A 23,532-nucleotide genomic window follows, 5' to 3' on the forward strand; every position below is an offset into this window, starting at 1 on the left:
TATATGGAGAATCTGTATATGAAAGCAAGGGAGTTAGACAGCGCATATATGAAAATAAAGGGCTTACCAGTTCATCAGTTCCTCAGTTCGTCGGTTTTTCGGTAAAGCAAGTCGTTAGTCCTTAGTCGTTGGTCGTCGGCAAAGACGAAAGGTGGTGAGACGGAAAATTCGTCTTCACCACCTACATTTTGAGGATAGCAATTGGGGTGGGGGCATCATGCCAAGGTTTGGAAATTTATTTTGCGAGTGTTTTCAAGATGTTGCGGGGAAAAGGACGCGGTGACCCCCTTGACAGGCTCCGGAGCGGGTAGTGCCGAGACGGGAAATGGCCACTGTTTCGGAAGAAACCCAAAGAAGACGTTCATCGAGGCCTGCGGTGAGTTGCTCGAGCAGAGTCCGTCTGACCACCGGTTTAACGTTGACGTTTGGCCGGGCCACCCGTCGCTTTGACGACTGTGGGTGGTTTCTCTGCAACAAGACACGGAAGGTCTTTCAATCGGGGAATGGAGTCGGTTTGGCCTGGTTGTGTTCGCTGGAAGTCTGTCATGCGGCCTCCAGCAGCAACGCCCAGGCACGGTTTGGGCCCCTCTGCTTCCTGTGGTGCACGGAGGTGAAAGCGCAACTTCGATTGATTGACTTCTCGATTGCTGACAGCTCTTTCATACAGCATGTAGTTAACAAGGAAGTATTTTCCTTCCGCCCTGCCGCTCATCCAGCGGTCTATACGCACTATCCAAAGGTCTGCGCGTGTGGCGAACTCCGACATCTCGCGACTCTTGGAATTCCAGACGGGATGGCGCCACTGCTTATGAAACGCGACGATTGCTCCTTCGCCGGTCAGTTGTTCCGGTTGAGATTGGGCCGCCGCGGCTACCGAAACAACCGGCACCAGGACGGCCACAAGAGCAAGAGTCAGTAATTGTCCTTTCATCATGCCCCCTATTTCCTTTTGCCAGTTGTGCTGACGACGATATTGGCTGGTGGGCTGGTGGCCCATGTTTCACCTAACTACGGCGTTTCCGTGCCCCACCTTCACGTCCCGCTGTTTGGGACGTTAAGGTGGGAGTCCACTGCTCTCCGCTCCCGGAGCGGTTGTTGTTGATCCTTCGTCTCAGACGAGTTAATCGGGGGGACAGAGAAATATCCGTTCCCGACTGCCAGTGATTTTGCTCTCACGCTCGCGTGGTGTCCATTCCGATTCGATCTCGACCGGCCCGATTCCCGAAACAGTAATGGTGGCAAGGAGGAGTCAACGTTCGAAGTCTCTCAGTGTGCACGTCGGTGGAATCCCGCATCTGCCGACTGCCGGCAGATATGGGGCACCAGGCGCGTAGGTTTGCGATCTGGTTGATGAGTTTCGCAAAGCGCAGCGGATACACTAATACGCAGGACTGACGCTCTTTGCAGAAGCTGGACAAGACGACGGTGGCGACGATGCTGGCGGGCGTGTGCACGTTCCTGAACGTGTATTCGACACAGCCGCTGCTGCCGCTGTTTCGGCAGATCTTCCACGCGTCGGAACTGGCGGTAAGCCTGACGGTAAGTGCGACGATTTTCGCGACGGCCGTGACGGCCCCGGTGATCGGAATGATTGCCGAACGGCGCGGGCGGAAGAAGGTGATTGTACCGTCGCTGTTTCTGCTGAGCGTGCCGACGGCGCTGGCGGCGACGTCGACGAGTCTGCACGCGCTGATCTTCTGGAGATTCGCGCAGGGGCTGTTCGTGCCGGGCGTGATCGCGGTAATCCTGGCTTACGTCAACGAAGAGTGGGCCGGCCGCGGCGTGGGCAAGGCGATGGCAGCATACGTGACAGGCACGGTGTTCGGCGGATTCCTGGGGCGGTTCCTCTCCGGGATGGTGGCAACACACTGGCACTGGCGCGCGACCTTCGTTGTGCTTGCCCTATTGAACTTTGCCGGCGCGCTGGCTGTACGAGCGTGGCTGCCGAAGGCGAAGAACTTCGTTCCAGCGGAAGGGCTCGGGCAGGTGCTGAACCATGCGAAGGAGCATCTGCGGAATCCGCGGCTGCTGGCAAATTTCGGCATGGGCGCGAGCGTTTTGATGGCGCTGGTGGGCTGCTTTACCTATGCGAACTTCTACCTGGCTGGCGAGCCGTTTCGTCTGAATTCGGCGCAACTGGGAAGCATCTTCTTCGTGTATCTGCTGGGATTGGTAATTACGCCGGCGTCGGGACGGTTCATGGACCACTTCGGCTTTCGCCGGACGAGCGTGCTGTATTGCGGGATGATGATCGCTGGACTGCTGCTAACGCTGGTGAGGATGCTGCCGGTGGTGGTCTTCGGGTTGGCAATTTTCTCTTCGGGCGTGTTCGTGGCACAGGCGGCGGCGACGGTGCAGACGGGCGCGATTGCGGGACGGGCGCGGTCGTCGGCCGCAGGACTGTACGTGACGTTCTACTACCTGGGAGGCACCGTTGGTGCCACAGTCACGGACTGGTTCTGGCAGTGGTGGGCGTGGCCGGGATGCGTGGCTCTGTTGGGAGCGATGGCGTTACTGAGCGTGTGGCTGGCATGGGTAAGCAGTTGGCCTCGTGAGCGGGTGGACGCGAGCGAGATTGAGTTGGTGGGCGACTGATGAGCAAGCGGGAAGTTTTGGGCGACGCAGGGGACTCGGCAGAAGTGGAAAGTGTGGTTCGTCGGAACGCCTGGCTGTCGAGTGGATATGAGGGCGTGCGATTGCCGGCTGCGGTCCTGCTCGATAACGTGCGGAGCATGTACAACGTCGGCGCATTCTTTCGCGCGGCGGACGGTGTGAACCTGGAGAAGTTGTACCTGTGCGGAATTACGGCGCATCCGCCGAAGAAGGCGATCACGAAGACAGCACTGGGCGCTGAGGAAACAGTCGCATGGGAACATGACTGGGACGCAGTGAAGACGGCAGGGCGTTTGCGCGACAGCGGATTTGAGCTCGTGGCGGTGGAAACCGGCTCGAACACGATTGATCTGTTTCAGTGGGAGCCGAGATTTCCCGTGTGCGTGATGTTCGGTCACGAAGTGGATGGACTGCGTCCTGAACTGCTGGAGATGGCCGACACGCATGTGCGCATCCCGATGTTGGGACAGAAGGGTTCCCTCAATGTGGCGACCGCAGGCGGGGTCGTGATGTACGAATTGCTGCGGAAGTACTGCGCGCTTCAGGAACGGGGTGGGTGACCAAGCCCGCAGCGAATTTCGTTTAGCCGGCCCCGGTGTCCGCAATAGGGCTGTGCGTAAGTGGCGAAGTCTTCGCGCGACAACTTTTCTGCGAGCTTTGGCACGCTGTCCCACATGGATTGTGCCTTTGCCAGATCGAGACACTCCTGCACCGGACATTCGGCGCAGCTGACAAACTCTTTGGAGAGGCAGCAGCGCCTTGCATTGCACCCCCGACTGGTGTGAAAGAGTTCGTCCTCGGGACCCAAGCAGCCACCGCATGAAATATTTGTGAAAGGTTCGTGGAGATCGAAGATCCGAGCCCAATCCCTCGCGACGCGTTTCTGGTGAGTAACTCCCCGGTTAGTGCCCTGATAGGCTGGGCAATCCGAACATACAACTCCGCAAGCTGACATCATGTAGGCCATGTCATCCTCCGGCGGTAAATCTGGTCGGAAGAATTGTATCGCTTCCGCGAGTTAACGGCGGAAGAGAAAAGCCCGCGTGGGAACTCCCAAGCGGGCCATGTAGATAGGATGCTGCTGCTACGACGAACTAAATGTCCAGGTTCTTCACGTCGAGGGCGTTCTCTTCGATGAACTTGCGACGTGCTTCGACGTCTTCGCCCATCAAGGTGGAGAAGATGCTTTCGCAAGCTTCGATATCTTCGGCCTTCACGGCGAGCAGCGTACGGCGCTCAGGGTCCATGGTGGTTTCCCAGAGCTGTCCGGAGCTCATTTCGCCCAGACCTTTGTAACGTTGGACGGTGAAGTCCTTCTTGCCTTCATTCAGAACGAAGTCGAAGAGTTCGCGCGCGGTCTGCTTCTCGACGATTTCGTCGTGCTTGCGGCGCGGCGCGGACTTCGGCGCTTTCTTCTCCGCCTTTTCGAGTGCCTCGGCCTCTTCGGCGGAAAGTTCTTCCTTGTCGGACTTCGTGTCTTCCTTGCCCTTCCACTCGATGACGAACGGCGGTTCCATGTACTGATCGATCTGCTTGAACTTCGACATCATCTGGCGGTATTCGGGCGATGAAGCCATCTCCCAGTTGATGACGTGCTCGGCGCCTTGGGAGTTGACGAAGGCCACTTCCCAGAGCTCGTGCTCTTCGTCGAAGCGCGCGTTGACGCCCTTGAACTGCTCGGGCTTCATGAGCTTGTTCAGTTCCTTCTCGAGCCGTTCAAGCTTCTTCGGCGTGGAGTTCTTGTCGCCTTCGAAGTCGGCGCGCTTGGAGAGATCGAGGCGCGGCAGCAGGTCGGCAACTCTTTCGTTGCGGACACGCTTGGAGACCTTGTCGTAGAAGCGCATGTACTCGTCGAGCGTGGTCATGAACTTCGAGAGCGTGGCGCCTTCGATTTTCGCGGCAGCATCTCCGTGTCGCACAACCATACCGTCGGCGGCGCGTTTCACCATGACGCGAACGAAGTCGCGATCGTCCTTGATGTACTGCTGCGACTTGCCTTTGCGGATCTGGTAGAGCGGCGGCTGCGCGATGTAGACGTTGTTGCGCTTGATCAACTCGCCCATATGGCGGAAGAAGAAGGTGAGCAACAGCGTGCGGATGTGGGAGCCGTCGACGTCGGCATCCGTCATGAGGATGATCTTGCCGTAACGCAGCTTGGAGGCGTCGAAGTCATCTTTACCGATTCCGGTGCCGAGCGCGGTGATCAAGGCACGAATTTCTTCGTGGCCGAGCATCTTGTCGTAACGCGCCTTCTCGACGTTCAGGATCTTTCCCTTGAGGGGAAGAATGGCCTGGAAGCGGCGATCACGGCCCTGCTTTGCGGTTCCACCTGCGGACTCACCCTCGACGAGGAAGAGTTCGCAACGGTTCGGATCGCGTTCGGAGCAGTCGGCAAGTTTGCCGGGAAGTCCGCCGCCATCAAGCGCGCCTTTGCGGCGTGTAAGATCGCGGGCCTTGCGGGCCGCTTCGCGAGCGCGGGAGGCTTCGATGGCCTTGTTGATGATCTTGCGGGCGGCCGTGGGATTCTGTTCGAAGTAGGCGCCGAGCTTTTCATTCACGAACGCCTGCACGATGCCGGCGATGTCGGAATTGAGCTTGCCCTTGGTCTGTCCTTCGAACTGAGGCTGCGGCAGTTTCACGCTGACCACGGCAACCAGGCCTTCACGGACGTCATCTCCACTGAGCGATTCGGTGTCGCTCTTGAATAGTCCAAGCTGCTTGCCGAAGTAGTTGATGGTGCGCGTGAGCGACGTGCGGAAGCCCTGCAGGTGCGTGCCGCCATCAACGGTATTGATGTTGTTGGCGAAACTGAAAACGTTCTCGGAGTAGCCGTCGTTGTACTGGAGCGCGATTTCCATGGCGACACCGTCGCGCTCGGCTTCCATGTAGATCGGCTTATCGTGCAGGACATTCTTGCCGCGGTTCAGGTGCTTGATGAATTCCGCGATGCCGCCCGTGTACTTGAATTCGTGACGCTTCGATTCGCCGGTCTTTGCGTCGGTATTGCGCTCGTCGGTGAGCGTGATGATCAGGCCCTTGTTGAGGAAGGCAAGTTCGCGCAGACGCTGCGCGAGCGTGTCGTAGTTGTATTCGGTGGCGGTGAAGATGGTTTTATCGGGCGTGAAGTGCACCTTGGTCCCGCGACGCTTGCCAGAGCTGCCGGTCTTCTTCAGCTTGGAAGTGGGCTCGCCACAAGAGTACGTCTGCTCGTAAGTGCTGCCGTCACGCCAGATTTCGAGTTCGAGTTCTTCGGAGAGCGCGTTGACGCAGCTCACGCCCACACCGTGCAGACCACCGGAGACTTTGTAGGTGGAGCTGTCGAACTTACCGCCAGCGTGAAGCACGGTCATGACGACCTGGGCGGCGGGGAGTTTCTCTCCATCGACGTCCATTTCGTCGACGGGAATGCCGCGGCCGTCGTCGATCACGGTGATGGAGTTGTCGATGTGGATGATGACGTCAATCTTCGAGGCGTAGCCGGCGAGGGCCTCGTCCACGGAGTTGTCCACGACTTCATACACGAGGTGGTGAAGACCCATTTCGCCGGTGGAGCCGATGTACATGGCGGGACGCTTGCGGACGGCTTCCATGCCGCCGAGCACTTTGATGGAGTCGGCGGTGTAATTGCCGTTGTCACCATTGTTGCCGTTCTTAGCGGCGCCGTTCTTGCCGTTAGCTTTTGCGCTCGTGTTTTCGATCTTGGTCTCTTTCGTTTCGGCGACTGCCGTCGTTCCGTTCCGGGTCTCTTTCGCGGCCATGCAACCTCAATGTCCCTTGTGCACCGAAGGGCACACAAACCTCGCGCTTGAGAACCCCTCGTAAGGCACGCTGGGGCGGCGAGGATTTCTACTTCGGATTGGGCACGCTACGGGCGTTTGAGCCGAGCTCCGGCTCCGCCTCTCGATTCACTTCAAGTGATTGAAATTACAGAGATTTAGGGTCGCCCAACCGAGTTCTATTTTAGCACAGAACAGCCCCGGAAAGCAGGGCGAAGCCGGGCAGTAAACGGCTTAGTTTCAGCGGGTTAGGAGGGCTGAAAATTGCCCTTGCAAGCGGGTCCGGGAACTGCCCTCCGGAGGCGATTGAGAGGCCTCCGGAAGGGCAGATCTTGAGCGGCGTCAGGCCTTCGCGCCGGCGGCCAACGGCGAGGTGCAATGGGCGCAACGGCGAGCGTCGATAGGAATCTCGCTGAGGCACTCCGGGCACTTCTTTGTCGTCGGATCGGCAGGCGCAGGTTCTTTCCGGGCGCGAGCAACAAGGGCGTTCACGGGCAGCACGACAAAGTAGTACACGGCTGCGGCCACGAGCAGAAACGCAATCAACGCGTTGAGGAACGATCCGTACATGAGTTTGCTGCCATTGATCTCGACGAACAGAGCTGAGAAGTCGGGCTGTTTCACGATGGCAGCGATGAACGGGGTGAGAATGTCTTTCACGAAAGAGGCGACAACTGTGCCAAACGCCGCACCGATGACGACACCAACCGCCAGGTCAACGACGTTGCCACGAAGCAGGAATTGTTTGAAGCCTTTCATGGGAACCCTCCACGGGTGCAGGGCAGAGTAACGCCGATGGCGAGGGGCGTCAATCGGGGCGGCCCATCGGGTGGCCCATTTTGGGAAAGCCCAAATCGGGACGGAACTACAAAACAGCAACTTTGGATTTCTGTCGGGTTAGAACTTTCGTGTTAATGTAACCGCCGGAGATCACCATGAAGGTCTTTTCATCGTTAATGTTACTGGTTGCTTTGGCGATGGCGCTGGGGTGTGGTACCCAAAATTGTCCGCCGCAGGTTTTGGCAGTTGAGCCTGCCACAGGGTCTGCTAATCACACCTCGATTGCGCCGGGAAACCAACTGCAGTTCACGGCGAAGTGGACCATCACAGGAAACGACCAGGGTTGCTACTATATGCAGGCGATGCCGAGCGTAACGTGGACGACCTCGGACGCTGTAAATACCACGATCAGCGCAACGGGTCTGGCGACCTGCGTCAATGCGACGAGCCAACCGGCGACCATTACGGCAACCGAGGTTAACGGTCAGAAGGCGACCGCAACGCTGACCTGCCAGTAAGGCGACCTCTTCAGCGAAGCGTGTGATCCGCGACATAACTTCCCGTCACGTAGCCGAGTGTCGCACCGATGATGATGTCGGACGGGAAGTGCTTCTTCGCCGGGTAACGCGACAGGCTCACGCCGGTCGCGAGCGCGTACGCTCCCCATTTCACCCAGGGATTATGTGGGTACCGGTGTGCGACCACGGAGGCGAAGGCGAAACTCATCGCGGAATGTCCAGAGGGAAATGAGCGGCCGCCATGCCAGAACCGGCCGGTGCTTCCTGGGTCGTATGGATACTCGCGATTAAATCCCAACTTCAGGACCTGATCCATCACACCGGCGGCAGCCATCGCTCCGAGGGCGGTGAATCCGGTTTCGGCGGCCCGCGAACGGTGACTTACGCATCCTCCGGTCCAGGTCAGCGCGCCGGCACCCAGCTCCATGGCGAGCCCGATGTTCGACCATCTTGAACTGACATCCTGAAGCGACTTCGATTGAATACGATTTGCCGCCGAAGAGTCTCCTTGGGCAATCAGGGCCCCCGTGACCGCCGCAATGGGGAGTTCCCACGCAAGATTATGTGGACGAATGGCGTTGCGAGGAATGCCGGTGAAGCCATGCCACAAGGTCTTCGTGTCGGTTGTAGCGACTTGCGTGGCGGAGCCAAAGCCGCAAGGAGCGGAGATGGGCGTTTGGGCAGACAGGTTCAGGGACGAGGTTCCGACGAGGAGGACAAAGAGATACACGCGAACAGACAGGGACATGATGGCACCCAATCGAACTGAGTCGAAGAGACGGGCTCAGAGTACAGCGGTTGGATTCAGGTGCTCGGGATGGGGCTGCCCGCCTCTGGCGTTGCTCCCCGGATGATGTGCTATTCTCCGGCACCGTGGGGATTCCATAAGTTTTCCAAAAAGAGGTCTGATGGCTCAATCTGCCGTAACTACGCCTGCTTTTCCGTCTACGACTGAATTGAACGCGGTTCCGGTGCGCCCGCGCCTGGATTCGGTGGATCTGTGGCGCGGAACGATCATGGCGTTCATGCTGCTGGACCACACGCGCGACTTCATCATGAACAACTCGATCGGCCCAACGGACATGGCGACGACCACGCCGGCGTTGTTCTTTACGCGGTGGATCACGCATTTCTGCGCGCCGGGATTCATGTTGCTGGCAGGACTGGGAGCGGCGCTGGCGATGGGCCGGGGCAAGACGCGGAGCGAGATGTCGTGGTTCCTCTTCACGCGCGGGCTGTGGATTATCGCGCTGGAATTCACGCTCGGGCGATGGGGCATCAGCTTCAACCTGACGTACTCGTTCGTATGGATGCTGGTGCTGTGGTCGCTCGGCTGCGCGATGGTGGCGATGTCGGCCATGATCTACCTGCCACGCAAAGTGCTGGCCGTGGTAACGGTGGTTGCGATCGCCGGGCACAATTTGTTCGATGGCATCAATGCTGCCGCGCTGGGAAGCTGGTCGTGGCTGTGGGTGCTGTTGCATCAACCGGGAGTTCTGAAGCCGGCAAATCCGACGATTTTCGATGGCTATCCGTGGATCCCGTGGATTTTCGTGATGTCCGCAGGCTTCCTGCTCGGTGAGTGGTACAAGGAAGCGGGTGAAACCAGGCGCCGGAAATTAATCTATGCGGGATCAGTGATGACCGCCGGGTTTGTGCTGCTGCGACTGGTGAATGGCTACGGTGATCCTTCGCATTGGCAACACCAGAGCTCGGCCATCATGACGCTGTGCTCGTTCCTGAACACGTCGAAACAGCCGCCGTCGCTGCTGTTCCTGCTGATGACGCTTGGGCCGACGCTGATCATGCTCGCGCTGCTGGAGCGTCCGCTGCCGAAGTGGACAAAGCCTCTGATCACTTTCGGTCGCGTGCCGCTGTTCTTCTACCTGCTGAACTTCCCGGTGCCACACGTGCTGTCGATCGGATTGTCGATCGTGACCGGGCAGGACTGGAAACACTTCGAAACGCCACTCGGTCCTTTCATGGAATCGCCTGCGGGATTCGGACATAGCCTGGGCATGACATACGCGGTGTGGATCACCGGATTGTTAATTCTGTATCCGCTGTGCGCGTGGTATGCGGGAGTGAAAGCGCGAAGCCGGTCGAAGTGGCTGAGTTATCTATGAACTAAATTACGAAAGCTCTTCAACCATTTCGGTGTTGCTGGACTCCTATGAAGAGGAGGATTCCAGCGGAATGTCATTCCTGCTTGAACAGGGTGCAGTCTTTCAGCGCACCATTATCGTCGTGCTCTCGTGCTCATTGGCAGTCCTGGGCGCACTTATTGTTCATCGTGTCGCGTACGGCATTGCACACCGCTTCAGCCGCCGTACTTCGAGCATTTTTGACGATTCGCTGCTGCGCCATTCCGAAAAACCTGCGCGCGCAATATTCCCACTGCTGACGCTGCTGAGCGTGTCTCCCGGATTGGGGTTATCAGATGTTGGGGCGGCGCACTTCCGGCACGCCGTGGGGTTGGGTCTGATTGCGTCCACAGGATGGCTGCTCGTTTCGTTGCTGCGGGTGTTCGAGGATGTGCTGGGTGTCCGATACCGCATAGACGTGGAGGACAACCTTCGGGCACGGCGCGTGCAGACACAGGTCTCGGTGCTGCAACGGATTGTGACGGTGGTGATCGTGATTATCACCTTGTCGGTGATGCTCATGACGTTTCCGTCGGTGCGGCAGGTGGGACAGAGCCTGTTTGCGTCGGCGGGAATTGCGGCTCTGGTGGCCGGATTGGCAGCACGCTCGACTTTTTCCAGTTTGATCGCCGGGCTGCAGATTGCGCTGACGGAGCCGATTCGCCTGGATGATGTGGTGATCGTCGAGGGTGAATGGGGCAGGGTGGAGAAGATCACGACGACGTACGTGGTGGTGAGGATTTGGGACGAGCGCAGGATGGTGGTGCCGCTGTCGAAGTTCATTGAAGAACCGTTCCAGAATTGGACGATGACGGGAGCGAACTTGCTCGGGACGGTATTTCTGTACGTGGATTACAGCGTGCCGGTGGATGCAGTGCGCGAGGAACTGCACCGGATTCTGGAGGGCAGTCCGCTGTGGGACAGAAGGGCGTGGGCGCTACAGGTCACGGATGCGACCGAACGCACACTTCAATTACGCGCGCTGATGAGCGCGGCAAACTCAGGAACCGCATTCGATTTGCGATGCCTGGTCCGCGAGAAGCTGATTGCATTTCTACAAGCGAACTATCCGGAGAGCCTGCCGCGGACGAGGGCGGAGATACAAGGCGTACTAACAGGAGCAGAAGAGGAGCGGGAGAGAAGGGCGTCGTAGGCTCAAGAAGTAAGAATGCACAAAATGCAAAAGGCCGGGTCTTCCCGGCCTTCGCTTCTTTCTTAAGCTGCCTCAGATCCTCATCGGCATCACGATGTAGCGGTACTTGAACTGGACGTCGCCGTTATCGTCGGGGCGGAGTTGGCCGGCGCTTTGGGAGTCCTTGAACTCGAACCGGACTTCTCCGCCGCTGGAAGCCTTCAGGAAGTCGAGCAAGTATTGCGAGTTGAAGCCGATGACGATCGGGTCAGCCTGGTAGGTAGTCTCGATCTGGTCTTCGGACTCGCCGGTCTCGGCCGAGGAGGACGAGATCGTCATGCTGCCTTTTTCGAGGCGAAGCTTGATGGCGCCGGAGCGTTCGTCGGCGAACTGGGCCACGCGCTGTATGGCGGAGGAGATGTCTTCGCAGCGGACGGTGACGTACTTGTTGTTGTCGCGCGGGAGGACGGCTTCGTAGTTCGGGAATTGGCCGGTCAACTGGCGCGAGGTGAGGATGCGTCCACCGACGCGGAAGAACAATGTGGACTCGTCTTTCGCAAATTCCACAAAGTCTTCTTCACTGGTGTTCAGCAGCGAGTTGAGTTCCGCCATCGCCTTCTTGGGGACAAGCGTTTTCATTTCCTGAACGTCGGGGAAAGATTCCTGAGCTTTCTCGATGTGGGCGAGACGGTGTCCGTCGGTGGCGACCATGACGATCGATTCCGGTTTCAGAACCATGAGCGCGCCATTCAGCGTGTAACGCGATTCTTCGCTGGAGATGGCGAAGATGGTCTTGGCTATCATGGTGCGAAGTACTTGGCCGGGAATCTTGATGGTGCCGCTGGTTGGGAACGTGGGCAGCGCCGGGAAGTTCGAGCGGGCCATGCCGACCATTTTGGTGTTGGAGCGTCCGCTGCGAATGTTCACCCAGTGGTTCTCGAGCAACTTGATGGTGATATCGCCATCGGGCAGCAAGCGAACGTAGTCGTAAAGTTTGCGAGCTGGGATAGTGCAGGAGCCTTCCTTCTTTACCTTTGCAGGACAGGAGGTGCGGAGACCGAGATCAAGATCGGTTGCGGTGATGGCGAGTTTGTCGCCTGCGGCTTCGAAGAGGAAGTGTGAAAGGATCGGGATGGTGGTCTTACGCTCTACAACGCCCTGTGTGGCGGTGAGTTCTTTTAGTAAGTCGAATTTAGAAACTGTGATTTCCATGACCTTCTCCCAACTCCCGGACCCTGAGATTCCCAGAAGCAGACGGCGTCCGGTGCTTATAGGAATGGCTTACTTATATATCAAATAGAAAATCAAAGAAATATAGTCCCTTATAGAAACAGTAGTAGATGGCAGAGGAAATGTGGAAAGCTGGCCCAAAATAGGCTCTGGAGCGGCTTTGAGCGTATACAGCCGACTTGGAAGACGGGGCCTCATCTGTGAGCCGGAGTGGGGGACTGGTCCGTATCGGGAAAACAGGTGCAAACCTTCCACGGCTTCCACAGCCGAATCACAATTTTCCCGGAATTGTTCACAAGCCCAATTGTGGAAAGGTGGAAAGAAATCAATAGCGATAGGGGTTGCAGGTACCTGACGGTTGTGGAAGGAGAGAAATAGGTTAGGTGTAAGCCTTAAGTCGACGCGTCTAAGTCGAACTCGGCCACTATAGGGAGATGGTCGGAGGCAAGGAGAGTGAGTTTGTTTCGGATTAACTGGGCGCGACGAAGCGTGAGCCGTTCGTCGAAATAGAAATGGTCCAGGTGAAGCAAGGGGAAGAAACCGGGATAGGTGCTGCGGCGTTGCAAGTGAAGCCGTGCGTCGACGCTGCGAAAGTGAGTGGACATGAGGCGGGTGGCGAGTCCGCGGGTCCATTCATTGAAGTCGCCGACAACGATGGCGGGATTTTTGAGCTCGGCGGATTTGAGCACGTCGGTCGAGATCAGTTGGCGTCCCTGGTGACGCCGCTCAAAGAACGACGTGCCCAGGTGGACGTTGAAGAGATGCAGCAGATGGCCTTGGCAGTCGACGTCGGCGCGAAGGCAGCCGCGGCGCTCGCGGCCGTGTCGGGTCAGGTCATAGGTTTGGCTGCGAACGACAGGTAAGCGGCTGAGGAATGCATTCCCATACGGCGCACCAAGATGCAGCCGAGCTTCGCCAAAGATGACTGAATATCCCGGAAGCAAGGATGCGAAGTATTGGGGATGGTTCAAAGTGGGATCGCCCGTCGAGCCGGCGATCACCTCTTGCAGGGCGATGATGTCGGCGTCGAGAGAGCGCAGGACATCGGCAACCCGCTCGGGGCGGAGTCTACCGTCCATTCCACGGCACTTATGGACGTTGTAACTGGCGATTCGTACGGTGCAGTTCACTGCTGACGTTCGATGACCCAACCGAAGAGTTCGGTTCCGCGTTGCCAGAACGGCCGGTGGGCCCACTCATCGTACGTGATTTGTCGGCTGTTGGAGAGATCGCGGGCGAAATCTTCCTCGAGCCGGTTCGCGAAATTGTGATCGTACACCGCCAGGTTGACTTCGTCGTTCAGTCCGAACGACCGGTTATCGAAGTTCGTGGAACCAACCACGCTCCAGACATCGTCCACGATCAGTATTTTGGCGTGGATCATGGCAGGCTGGTACTCGAATATCTGGATGCCGGCCTCGAGCAGTTTTCCGTAGGAGCGCTGGCTAGAGCTGCGGGTGACCATGTGGTCGCTGTGGTGTCCGGGGGCGATAATTTTGACCTGAACTCCACGATTTCGTGCCCGAATAAGTTCTTCCTTCATGCTCTCATCGGGGAGGAAGTAGGGCGTGGTGATGAGGATTGAGTTGTGCGCTGAAGCGATCAGCGATTGCATTAGCACGCGCGCGCGGGTGGAACCCCCGGCCGAGGGCATGGAGTTCACGATCATGGCCGTTTGGGCCTGATCGCGCTTGATGATGGGGAAGAAGGCGGGACCGGCTATCAGTTCGCCGCAGGACTCCAGCCAGTTCTCTGCGAAAGTAGCTTGCAGGTTCGGGACGACGTCGCCTTCCACACGAACCATGGTATCGCGCCAGCGGGGTTGATCCTTCTTTGTCTGCTTGTACCAGTGATCGGCGATGCCGGCGCCCCCAATGAAGCCGACCGTTCCGTCGATAACCATCAGTTCGCGGTGGGTGCGGTTGTTGTAGCGCGGCAGAGTGTTCCAACGCACCGGGTGATACCAGGCGAATTTACCGCCGGCTTTCTTTAGTTCGCCAAAGTAAGAGTCTGTGGTGCCAAGGCTTCCGAGTCCGTCGAGAACGAGCCGGACCTGCACGCCCGCACGGGCGCGTTCGGTGAGGGCGTCCACGAATCGCTTAGCGATCTCACCCTCCTGAAAGATGTAAGCCTCTATGTTGACGTTTTTCTTGGCTGATCGAATCGCAGCGAGTTCGGCTTCGTAGAACTGGTCGCCGTTCGTGAAGACATCGAGCTTATTGGAGTGGTTGAGCTTGGCGTCGGTAATAGCCTCCAGGTTCCATACGAACTGGTCGGAGGAAACCGATTCCTGTCCGGGCATGGTGATCTTGTATTTCGGACTGGGGCCGAACAAAGCGACCACGATGATGATGGCCTGTGCCAGCATGGCAAAGCAGGCTAACACCACGAAGGTGTTGGAAACGGTGAACTCGCCGAGAAGTGGCACGTTGTAGACCCGCTGCATGGTTCGTTCCCGCCTGTACCAGGCGGTGTAAGTAGATGTGATGCGAGCTTTGAAGCAAGGGTCGGATGAGCGAGTAACTCAGCAAAGAGGCAGTATCGAGCGGCAGCTTTGGATTTCGAGATCGCAAGTGCAACAGCAGTTCCATCCACCGACATCGCAGCTATCAAAGCACGTTCGTGAGGTGGGATTGAAAGTTCAAGGGGAACGTACATCTTTTGTTTATGCAGTCGCACTGCTGCTCGCATTATTTGGGTGCGGCGGGGGATCATCAAACAGCAGGAATAACCCGGGCGGGGGCACGCCTGGCAGCACTAACGCTGGTGGCACTCCGACCAGCGGCGCAAACACAGGCTCGGGTGGGAGCAATAGCGGTGGCACTGGCGGGGGAACCGGTGGCGGAACAACCAGCGCGCCGACGAACCTGGTTGCGGTGGGCAGTTGGACGGACGGGACTGTTTCGCTCATCAACACCAGTACTAACCAGGTGTCCTCGACCGTAACCGTGGGCCAGGAGATCAACGGACTTGCGTTCGCCCCAAACGGGAGTTTGCTTTACGTGAGCGACTACACCAGTCAGTCTGTGTACGTGGTCGACACGAGCACTTCCAAGGTAGTGGCAAAGATCGCAGTCCAGGATCCGGGACCGATCGCAATCACGCCAGACGGCCGGTTCGCGTATGTGACGGACACGATGCATCTGGATTCGAAAGTAACCGTCATTGATACGAGCACCAATACGGTGGCGGCGACGGTGAAAGACGTGGGGACCTCTCCGGGGGCAATCGCGATACCGAACGCAACGCGTGGCTATGCTCTCGATACCGAGTTGGGATCTGTCTACGTGCTGAACCTGACGAACAATACGGTCGCGCAAACGATCGACACGGGCTGGGGCTATTCGATCGCGACCTCGCCGGACGGAAAATTTGTGTACGTTCCGGATCAGGCCGCGCAGGCGGTGAAGATCATCGACACAAGTTCAAACACTGTCGTTGGGTCGGTCGCGACTCCAGACCCACATGGTCTCGCAGAGACCCCGGACGGAAGCCAGTTGTGGGTTACGAACACTTCGCAGGGGAGCGTAACGGTAATTTCCACGTCTTCGAATACTGTGTTGAAAACCTTCAACAGCCTGGGTTCGCAGCCATGGGATGTGGCGTTTTCGCCCGACGGCAAGTATGGCTACGTTACGAACTCTGGTTCTTCCAATGTGAGCGTAGTACGTGTCGCAGACTACACTCAGACTTCGCCGATTCAAGTGGGCGCTCAACCACATTGGATCGCGAGCGGACGATCAAAATAAAAAGGGACATCGACGGGCGAAGCAAAGGGCAGGCGCGAACGCCTGCCCTTCGCGTTCCAGGGGAGTTACTCTCCGCCGAACCGGAAGCGCATGCCGGCGCGGAAGTTCGCTTTCAGCGCCGGATACCCAGCGACTTCCTCATAACGGCGATTGAGGACGTTATCCACGTTCGCATAGAAGGTTACGAAACTATTCAGCGCGTACCAGGTCCCGACGTTCACAAGCGCGTATCCGGCCGTGTGGTCCACGGGAGGAACGGCACCAAAGAGAAAGTCGGAGTCCGGGCGGCGTCCGATGAAACTGCCGCCGATGTTGCCACCCCACCGCTTACCGAAATAGTTCAGCAGCAGCGAACCTGCATGCTTCGGGCGACGGAGCAACGGGCGCCCAGCGGCGTTGATGGGATCAAAGGCAAGTGGAGCGGAAAGAATCTGCGTGGAATTGTGAGTGTAAGAAGCGTCGAGGCGAATCGCATTGCGCCAGCGCGCGTGGAACCCGACTTCAGCGCCATGAGCCATGGTGCGGTTCAGGTTCACGTACTGGCTTTCCAGCGGAGAAAGCGAGCTTAGCGTAACCAGGTTGCGGAAACGGTTGTTGAAATAAGTGGCGCTCAGTGAATATTTTCCGGCATAGAACGACTGCTCGAAACCGGTTTCGAACGAGCGGTTCTCCTCCGGCCTGAGATTGGGGTTGGGAATGATTCCGAACGCGCCCACACCGAACGATTCTTCGAAGGTAGGTTCCTTGAAGGCTTCCGCATAGGTGAAGCGAAAGCGAGTCCCCGAGAAGATCTCGTTCCCGCGCAGTGCGAGTAAGGAAAGCGAAATGCGCGGTACCGCGCGGTTGCCGAAGCTCTCGTTATGGAGGACGCGAACCCCTGCCGTGGCAGTGAGTCGTTTCCAAACGGCTATCTGCTCGACGTATCCGGCATGGTTGCGGCGCAGGCCGTGAATCTTCGCGGCAAAACCACTGAAGTCTTCATCCACCGATCCGGTTTCGTTCTCGAAGTCATAACCGAACGTGGTGCGAAGTGAGCCGACAGGTGACCATTCTCCCTGGTAGCCGAATCCCGCGCGGTTCTGGTGGTCACGCTGGTAGAAGGGGCAGTCGAGAAAGTACGGGAAATCGCAACCGCGGTCGGCGGAGGGATCGTTGTTGTAGCGCTTCTGGTTGTGTTCGTATCCGGTGAAACGATGACGCCAGTTGGCGCTGGGGGTGATGGTTAAGTCGAGCGAGGAAAGAAAGTTGTTGTCGCGGGCGAAGCCGTCGAGGTCCGGTGGGAGAAGGGCTTGTCCGCCGTAAACCCAGGCGTTCGGAACGCCAACGCGGGCATTGTCGTGCCGAGCGCGTAGGCGGAGAGAAACTTTCGGATGAAGTGTGACGCCGATGTTTCCGCCCTGTGCAGAGAGAGAGTAGGCGTCGTTGGGGCCCTGGCCTGCGCTGTTGGTCTGCTCACCGAAGAGGTTGTAGTCGAAGCGATGGATCGCGCCTGCAAGCGAGGCGTAGCCGCGTGCGGAATCGAAGGTTCCGCCTTCGGCGCCGAAGCGAAGTTCGGGGGTGCGCGTGGTGCCTTGCGCGCTGAACACTTGTACGACGCTGGTCATGGCGTCGGAACCGTAGAGGGTACTCTGGGCTCCGCGCATGAATTCCACGCGATCGGCGCCAATCAACGAAGTGGTCCCGAAATTGAATTGTCCTCCGACTTCATTGACGGGAACACCATCGACGATCACCTTGTTAAAGCGAGATTCGCCGCCGCGCACAAAGAGTGCGGTGAGCCCGCCTCGGCGTCCGGAGGCGTTGAGCACGGCGCCGGGAAGAACCCGAAGTGAGTCGCTGAGCGCGATGGGCTGCTGGTTCTCCAGTTCGAGCGGCGTCAGAGTGCTTACATCGGCGCCGGAGACAGCGGTCTCGATCGGAACGCCGGTCGCTGTCACCTGGACCGTTTGCGATGGGCCGGCGATCTGAAGCTCAAAGGCAGCTTGGCTTGATTCGGGAACAGAGACGCTGCTGCTGGCACGCGCAAAACCGGGCGCGAGGGCTTCAATGTTGTACTTACCCTCTGGGAGATCGACGACAGTCTCTCCCTGAGTTCCGGTAACCGTCGAAATGGTCGCCGTGCGCGACGCGGCTGGAAAGATACGGACGCGGGCATTCCCCACAGGCTGGTGATCGGGACTGGCGACCTTAATGGTCACTTCATGGGCAAAGGAATGTGTCGAAAGCAGAAGTAAAAAGAAAATCAGGCGTGGACGCACGGGCGTTCCTCCTTTTCACGCGAAAGGGGTTTACGGAAGGTTCACGCCGGTCTCCTGGCTTGCGACGGCTACTCTCGAACGGCCTTCCCACGAAACGCAGTGGCCGAACGACAAAACGAAGTCGCTAACAGTTGCGCGGCAGCGCGGGTATTGCACCCGCTTCCCGAACACGCGAACCAAAGATTGGCAAAGAACAAGTTGCAGCTTTGACTGTAATCGGGCGCTGGTTTGAGTGTCAATCCAAAGAAGATGCTTTGCTTTGAACCGTTACGCGCGGGTGTTGGAGTGGGGAAGCTGCGCTTCGGCATACTCACGGACGCGGTCAAGCGCCGCCTGCATCTCTGCGTGTAGCTGCTGAGCCTGTTCGGAGCTGGTGTCCTTCGGCACATGGATGAGGCGGCCAATCCGAAGATGAGCACGCGAAAACGGCTTAGGGATAACGAAACGGTCCCACGACTTCAAGACCCAACCCTTTTCGATAGCCGTGTAAAAGGGCATGATCGGCGCCTTGGTGTTCCGGGCGAGCAGAACCGGTCCCGGCTTAGCGACATAACGGGGTCCACGGGGACCATCAATTGTGAATCCCACGCTACGGCCTTCTTCGATTTCCGTGTGCAACCCGAGGAGCGCACGGACGGCGTTGCGACTGCTGGATCCCCGAACGGCCTTATAGCCGAGCTTCTCGATGATTCGCGCGATGTATTCGCCGTCGAAACTACTGGAGGTGATCACCGAGATACCACGATTTCGATAAAACCACGTTGAGGAGAAGACAGCGCGGTGCCAAAAAACGTATATTGTTCTCTCGGGTGAGATGGTGGCCGGGCCTCCCTCTTCGATACTGGATTGCCAACGCAACGTAGGCCCAATCAAGCGCATGCTGAGATAGCCGACCCAGGTAACCAGCCAAATGGAAAAACGCTGCTTCAGGGTAAATCCCTGTGGGGCAGGCGGTTGCGGATCGACGGAGGCTGTCGTAGTGGCCACTGGGGAACATTTTACGTGAGCGGCGCGGCCCAGGTGACTTTCGGGTATGGAGTTACCTTGGTGCGTTGCGCGGTGTGGTAGGTGAAGGTTACTGTTTTGCTATGGCTGCAGAGATGAACACACTTCCAACCAGTCCATTTCCTCTGATGGACAGCAAGAACGAAGCGGATCGCCGGCGTGAGCCGCGGTTCGGAGCCGAAGGGGAGGTAGTCCTGCTTGCGAACGAAGGCGCGCATGAGAAAGAGATCCGGGCGCGGCTGATGGACTTCAGCCTGCACGGATTGCGCGTTCGCATCCCTCACGACTTACCGGAAGGTCAGCAAGTGCGTGTCTTCTTCTCGTGGGGAGAAGTTGACACACAGGTCGTTCGCACCTGTGCGGCAGGTAGCGGATACGACATCGGCCTCCAGTTGTTCTAGGTTCTCCTTTCCATCCTCCCCCGTTACACTTCTGTTGTGGCGCTGGTTTCCGTTCACAACCTGGTCAAGATCTTCGACGGGCGTACACGCGCGGTAGATGGCGTGTCACTCGACATCGAAGCCGGGGAGACACTCGGCCTTGTCGGCGAGTCGGGCTCAGGTAAGAGCACGCTCGGCAGATTGATCCTCCGGTTGATTGAGCCAACCTCCGGTTCAGTCTCGTTCGACGGAGTAGATGTGACTTCCGCCAATGCGAACGAGTTGAGAAAGCTCCGCCGCCAGATGCAGATCATTTTCCAGGACCCATTCGGTTCGCTCGATCCTCGTATGACCGTGGAACAGGTCGTATCGGAACCGTTCGTCGTTCACGAAAAGATGTCGCGTGAAGAGCGCAGGACCCGCGCGGGCGCGCTGATGAAAGCCGTGGGCCTGGACGCATCGGCGCTGCGGCGCTATCCCCATGAGTTCAGCGGAGGCCAGAGACAGCGCATCGGAATCGCTCGTGCGCTGGCATTGCGCCCGAAGTTCATCGTGGCGGACGAACCTGTATCGGCGCTGGATGTGAGCGTCGGAGCGCAGATCGTAAACCTGCTGAAGGATTTACAACGCGAGTTCGGACTGACGTATCTGTTTATTTCTCACTCGATGCCGGTAGTGAGATATCTAGCCACCCACATCGCCGTGATGTATCACGGCAAACTGGTGGAACTCGGCGATACTGAGCAGATCACGTCGGCCCCCCAGCACGACTACACCCGAACTTTGCTGAGAGCCACGCCCGAGATCGCCTGACCCCAAGCCAACAAGTCAGAGCCCTTCCATCATCACACCATCATGCGTTTCGCGGTGCTTACGGTGGTTCTGTGTTCGCTTTGGCTGATGCTGGGATGTACAGCGTGCAGCACACGCGACCGTTCGCCGGAAGAAATTCGCGAGAGAGCAGCCCAGGCTACAGAAACGGCGGCAGAAAACTCGAAGGCGATAGCACAGGGAATCAAAGAAGGCCTGCAGCGCTCAAGGATGGTGGACATCAACTCGGCCACGAAAGACGAGTTGAAGAAGCTGCCCGGTGTTACGGACGAGAAGGCGAACCGAATCATCGCCTCCCGCCCGTATGCAAACACTGATCAACTGGTGACGAAACGCGTCCTCACACAGGACGAATTCGACAAAGTCTCAGGACGCGTGACGGTAAAGAAATAGTTAGTGCTCGACGTTGAAGTAGATCTTCGTATTGGCGCGATACTGCAGCACTTTGTCGGCGTCGATTTCCATCTCGAATTCACTCACGCGCGCCCACTTGATGCCCTTCACGGTTTTAGCGGCTTCTTTTACGGCGTTTTCCGCAGCCTTGGCAAAGCTTTCCTTCGAGTAGCCGACGATTTCGATTACTTTCTGGACCATATGACTACCTCCTTGCAGCCGTTCAAGGTAGCACAGCCACTGGCAGCGCGAGAAATGACCTAAAACCCGTAGGCAGCTTTCGGAGTGACACGGGGCGGTTCCGAAGTACCCGCAAACGGAGCTACGGGCAGCGCCTGATCAAGCAGGAAGGCTTTAACCGCGGCGGAATATATCTTCGGCTGATCGTATCCGAACGCATGTCCGGCATCTGGCACGTACAGCAATATCGAATTCGGGAAAGTCGTTTTATATGAGTACGCCACGTCCCAGCGCACGTAATCGCAGCCGCCCCGCAGAATAAGCACCGGTGTGCGATTTCTCAAAAGCGCTGCGGAAATCGAATGCGGATGACGATCCATGTCAGCCGCGGTCATCGCGTTCACCCAAAATCCCATGCCCTTGATCGACTCGTCCGATGGCACGTGAGTCGGATCGCAAACCAAAAACGGCAGGCTTCGCTGCACGAACGCATCTAGCTGCGCATCCATCTCCTGGTCGGGCGCAATACGATTCGCAGCCATTGGATCGCTCTGGATCAACTTGCGTAGTCTGCGATACCGAGGATTGCCGTACAGATGCGAAAAGAACGCTTCGGCAGATTTGGTCATGGGAGCGTCGTCGTAGGTTGTTGAACGTATCTTGCCAGGCTCCAGCAGACCCGGGCCGGAGAAAATTGCCTTCGCGCAATGTTCCGGATGCAATGCCATGTAGTTTGCCGCTAGCGTCGCGCCCCATGAATCCCCGATGAGGATGAACTGCGGTGCGCCGATCTGCTGCCGTATGGCTTCGAGATCGCGAACGTGTCGATCTACCGAGTACTGGCGAGGATCGGCAAGCCTCGCCGAATGGCCGCTTCCGATTTGATCGTAAATGTACACGTCGAAACCAAGTTTCGCCAGATCGCGATAGAACCCGTCGGCTATGGCTGGATGATCCACCAGATACGCACCAGGGCCGCCATGCAGAAACACGAGTGGCGTCTGCTTTGCCGCTGATGCGGCCTTGAAATGTATGTATGCGATGCGCGACCCGGTGGGAAGATCCCAATATGCGATGCGCGACGGTGCATCGATAGCAGATGCCGCGATGCTCACAAGCAGCACAGCCGTAAGTACGCAAAGGCGCATGGCTTCTGCAGCAATATACGACCGCGAACTTGCTTCAGTTCGTTCCATTTCAGGAACAACAGCGACCGTCTTCTACCAGCCTTTGCGCTTCCGCAACTCCGTGATGTGTGCCACGTGATGCTTGCAGTGCCAGGCGTAGATGGCGAGGTTGAACTCGCAGCTGATTTCTCCGCGATCCGGATGCACCATCGTGCGCTGCCAGTCTTCCGGCTTGAACGCCTTCATCATGGCGACCCAGCGATGATGGAGAGCCTCCACCAGCTTCAACGAAACCTCCACCGGTTCCTTGCTGTCCGGCAGCTCGGCCCAGAGCTTCTCGTCGTATGGCTTGATGGTGGGCTTGTCTTCGGTGAGTGCGAGCCGGAAGCGGATGAAGCTGTTCATGTGGCTGTCGGCAAAATGATGGACCGTCTGACGCACAGTCCATCCGCCATCGCGATACGGTGTGTCGAGTTGTGTGTTGTTGAGTCTGGCCAACGCGGCACGAAGCTGCTGCGGCGCTTCGGCGATAACCTGGATCATGCCTGCGATCTGCGCTTGCGTGAAGGGGCCATCGTAATGAAACTTTCCAATCGGATAGCGCGGGTCGGAGGCGACAACGGGCGTGCTCATGCATCCATAAGAGCACAATCGCAGCTCTGTTGGAAAGATGAACCAAGGCGAGGAATTGTAGTTCTAAAGCACGTTCACTTACGCGATTCGTCGACGCTTATCGCAGTCGCCGCATTCGTTCTTGATGTGTTGCAGTTCGCGGCGAACACTTTCCTGGAACCCCCGGAAGGTCGGCCCAAGACTGGGAAACGCGTCTGAGCTGATCTGGGACCGTGCCCCTCGGTTGATCGATAACACGTTCTCTCGCGCCGGCTTCACCCGTGATTCGCGGCGTGCGTCGGCCACATCTTCCAGGGCCGAGTGCAACAGGCGCTCGTAGTCGTCCCAGTTATCGCTGTTGAGCATTGCCGGATTAAAGATCGGAAGCCGGTCGAGGTCAGAAGCGGCTAGATTGGAGCTGAAAGCGCGGTCGTGAGTCAGCGAGCGCGAGAGCCGATTGAGTGGAATCAGGACGTTCCTGTTGTGTCCAGAATCTGCGACGACGAATTGGATGGTTCCGCCCTCATGGTCAAGGACGACGTCATTAACACTTGCAATCTGCTTTCCGCTCTCACCGAAAAGACTAAAGCCCCTGATGTCCTCAGAGGAGTTGTGAAATCGATAATCGCGCAAAGTTGCAAGGTGCGACACAGTTTTGCGTATCCAGAAAGGCAGAAGCCCTCTTGTTCTGATGCCGCAGCATGAATTTCGGTTACATCAAGAGTTACGAACCGTAGATTTGCACTCAGATTGACCCTGTTTTCCCACGGCGCGTAATATCAAGGATTACCCTGCCGTACTCAT

General features: G+C 57.8%; 22 protein-coding genes and 1 riboswitch. Of the genes, 9 read left to right on the forward strand and 13 right to left on the reverse strand.

Going from position 1 to position 23,532, the window contains the following annotated elements:
* Positions 1-412 precede the first annotated feature (412 nt).
* Positions 413-997: a hypothetical protein gene (locus VN577_09520; protein HWR15057.1), complete on the reverse strand. Its 585-nt coding sequence runs from the start codon at positions 995-997 to the stop codon at positions 413-415.
* A gap of 404 nt (positions 998-1,401) precedes the next feature.
* Between VN577_09520 and VN577_09525 the strand changes: the two genes are divergently transcribed.
* On the forward strand, positions 1,402-2,595 hold the full coding sequence (locus VN577_09525; GenBank protein HWR15058.1) for an MFS transporter: 1,194 nt from the start codon (positions 1,402-1,404) through the stop codon (positions 2,593-2,595).
* Positions 2,595-3,173, forward strand: coding sequence for a TrmH family RNA methyltransferase (locus VN577_09530; protein HWR15059.1), 579 nt, complete (start codon positions 2,595-2,597; stop codon positions 3,171-3,173). Before VN577_09525 ends, VN577_09530 begins: the two co-directional genes overlap by 1 nt.
* 534 nt (positions 3,174-3,707) lie before the next feature.
* Here VN577_09530 and gyrB read toward each other — a convergent pair.
* Both gyrB and mscL read right to left on the reverse strand, forming a co-directional pair.
* Positions 3,708-6,371, reverse strand: a complete 2,664-nt coding sequence (gene gyrB, locus VN577_09535) for a DNA topoisomerase (ATP-hydrolyzing) subunit B (protein ID HWR15060.1) — start codon at positions 6,369-6,371, stop codon at positions 3,708-3,710.
* A gap of 360 nt (positions 6,372-6,731) precedes the next feature.
* Entirely contained in the window at positions 6,732-7,148 is a 417-nt protein-coding gene (gene mscL / locus VN577_09540; GenBank protein ID HWR15061.1) for a large conductance mechanosensitive channel protein MscL, read from the reverse strand.
* A gap of 176 nt (positions 7,149-7,324) precedes the next feature.
* Here mscL and VN577_09545 point away from each other — a divergent pair, with 176 nt between their 5' ends.
* Positions 7,325-7,687 carry an Ig-like domain-containing protein gene (locus VN577_09545; GenBank protein HWR15062.1) on the forward strand — a complete coding sequence of 121 codons (363 nt, stop codon included), beginning with the start codon at positions 7,325-7,327 and terminating at the stop codon, positions 7,685-7,687.
* A 10-nt stretch (positions 7,688-7,697) separates the two neighbouring features.
* Here the strand turns inward: VN577_09545 and VN577_09550 are convergent, their stop codons facing one another.
* The gene (locus tag VN577_09550; protein HWR15063.1) at positions 7,698-8,435 is read right to left on the reverse strand and encodes a phosphatase PAP2 family protein; all 738 of its coding nucleotides are present in this window, start codon (positions 8,433-8,435) and stop codon (positions 7,698-7,700) included.
* A gap of 160 nt (positions 8,436-8,595) precedes the next feature.
* On the opposite strand from VN577_09550, the gene VN577_09555 reads away from it, so the two are divergent.
* Both VN577_09555 and VN577_09560 read left to right on the forward strand, forming a co-directional pair.
* Positions 8,596-9,813: a heparan-alpha-glucosaminide N-acetyltransferase domain-containing protein gene (locus VN577_09555; GenBank protein HWR15064.1), complete on the forward strand. Its 1,218-nt coding sequence runs from the start codon at positions 8,596-8,598 to the stop codon at positions 9,811-9,813.
* Between the two features lie 70 nt (positions 9,814-9,883).
* Entirely contained in the window at positions 9,884-10,984 is a 1,101-nt protein-coding gene (locus tag VN577_09560; GenBank protein ID HWR15065.1) for a mechanosensitive ion channel domain-containing protein, read from the forward strand.
* A gap of 72 nt (positions 10,985-11,056) precedes the next feature.
* On the opposite strand, the gene dnaN is transcribed toward VN577_09560, so the two are convergent.
* From dnaN to cls, 3 genes are all read right to left on the reverse strand, one after another.
* Positions 11,057-12,175: a DNA polymerase III subunit beta gene (gene dnaN, locus VN577_09565; GenBank protein HWR15066.1), complete on the reverse strand. Its 1,119-nt coding sequence runs from the start codon at positions 12,173-12,175 to the stop codon at positions 11,057-11,059.
* Positions 12,176-12,585: 410 nt separating this feature from the next.
* A complete protein-coding gene (locus VN577_09570) occupies positions 12,586-13,389 on the reverse strand; it encodes an endonuclease/exonuclease/phosphatase family protein (protein ID HWR15067.1) in 804 nt (267 codons plus the stop codon).
* Complete coding sequence (gene cls, locus VN577_09575) at positions 13,320-14,639, reverse strand: cardiolipin synthase (protein HWR15068.1); 1,320 nt, start codon at positions 14,637-14,639, stop codon at positions 13,320-13,322. The genes VN577_09570 and cls overlap by 70 nt, the downstream gene beginning before the upstream one ends.
* Before the next feature lie 40 nt (positions 14,640-14,679).
* On the opposite strand from cls, the gene VN577_09580 reads away from it, so the two are divergent.
* The gene (locus VN577_09580; GenBank protein ID HWR15069.1) at positions 14,680-15,942 is read left to right on the forward strand and encodes a hypothetical protein; all 1,263 of its coding nucleotides are present in this window, start codon (positions 14,680-14,682) and stop codon (positions 15,940-15,942) included.
* 65 nt (positions 15,943-16,007) lie between these two features.
* Here the strand turns inward: VN577_09580 and VN577_09585 are convergent, their stop codons facing one another.
* Together VN577_09585 and VN577_09590 are read right to left on the reverse strand one after the other, a co-directional pair.
* Positions 16,008-18,200 carry a TonB-dependent receptor gene (locus VN577_09585; protein HWR15070.1) on the reverse strand — a complete coding sequence of 731 codons (2,193 nt, stop codon included), beginning with the start codon at positions 18,198-18,200 and terminating at the stop codon, positions 16,008-16,010.
* A gap of 26 nt (positions 18,201-18,226) precedes the next feature.
* A riboswitch (cobalamin riboswitch) is annotated at positions 18,227-18,390 on the reverse strand.
* 77 nt (positions 18,391-18,467) lie between these two features.
* Complete coding sequence (locus VN577_09590) at positions 18,468-19,187, reverse strand: lysophospholipid acyltransferase family protein (protein ID HWR15071.1); 720 nt, start codon at positions 19,185-19,187, stop codon at positions 18,468-18,470.
* Between the two features lie 113 nt (positions 19,188-19,300).
* On the opposite strand from VN577_09590, the gene VN577_09595 reads away from it, so the two are divergent.
* From VN577_09595 to VN577_09605, 3 genes are read left to right on the forward strand one after another with little or no spacing between them, the layout of a single operon-like run.
* Positions 19,301-19,606, forward strand: a complete 306-nt coding sequence (locus tag VN577_09595; GenBank protein ID HWR15072.1) for a PilZ domain-containing protein — start codon at positions 19,301-19,303, stop codon at positions 19,604-19,606.
* Between the two features lie 36 nt (positions 19,607-19,642).
* Positions 19,643-20,398, forward strand: coding sequence for an ATP-binding cassette domain-containing protein (locus tag VN577_09600; protein ID HWR15073.1), 756 nt, complete (start codon positions 19,643-19,645; stop codon positions 20,396-20,398).
* 42 nt (positions 20,399-20,440) lie between these two features.
* A complete protein-coding gene (locus tag VN577_09605) occupies positions 20,441-20,809 on the forward strand; it encodes a helix-hairpin-helix domain-containing protein (GenBank protein ID HWR15074.1) in 369 nt (122 codons plus the stop codon).
* On the opposite strand, the gene VN577_09610 is transcribed toward VN577_09605, so the two are convergent.
* The 4 genes from VN577_09610 to VN577_09625 all read right to left on the reverse strand — a co-directional run bounded on the left by VN577_09610 (position 20,810) and on the right by VN577_09625 (position 23,379).
* Positions 20,810-21,010, reverse strand: coding sequence for a dodecin family protein (locus VN577_09610; GenBank protein ID HWR15075.1), 201 nt, complete (start codon positions 21,008-21,010; stop codon positions 20,810-20,812).
* 59 nt (positions 21,011-21,069) lie between these two features.
* Positions 21,070-22,185, reverse strand: coding sequence for an alpha/beta hydrolase (locus VN577_09615; GenBank protein ID HWR15076.1), 1,116 nt, complete (start codon positions 22,183-22,185; stop codon positions 21,070-21,072).
* A gap of 24 nt (positions 22,186-22,209) precedes the next feature.
* The gene (gene bstA, locus VN577_09620; GenBank protein HWR15077.1) at positions 22,210-22,749 is read right to left on the reverse strand and encodes a bacillithiol transferase BstA; all 540 of its coding nucleotides are present in this window, start codon (positions 22,747-22,749) and stop codon (positions 22,210-22,212) included.
* A gap of 78 nt (positions 22,750-22,827) precedes the next feature.
* Positions 22,828-23,379, reverse strand: coding sequence for a PRC-barrel domain-containing protein (locus VN577_09625; protein HWR15078.1), 552 nt, complete (start codon positions 23,377-23,379; stop codon positions 22,828-22,830).
* Positions 23,380-23,532: the final 153 nt, after the last annotated feature.

The sequence above is a fragment of the Terriglobales bacterium genome, assembly GCA_035561515.1.
In the GTDB taxonomy this organism is placed as follows: domain Bacteria; phylum Acidobacteriota; class Terriglobia; order Terriglobales; family Acidobacteriaceae; genus DATMXP01.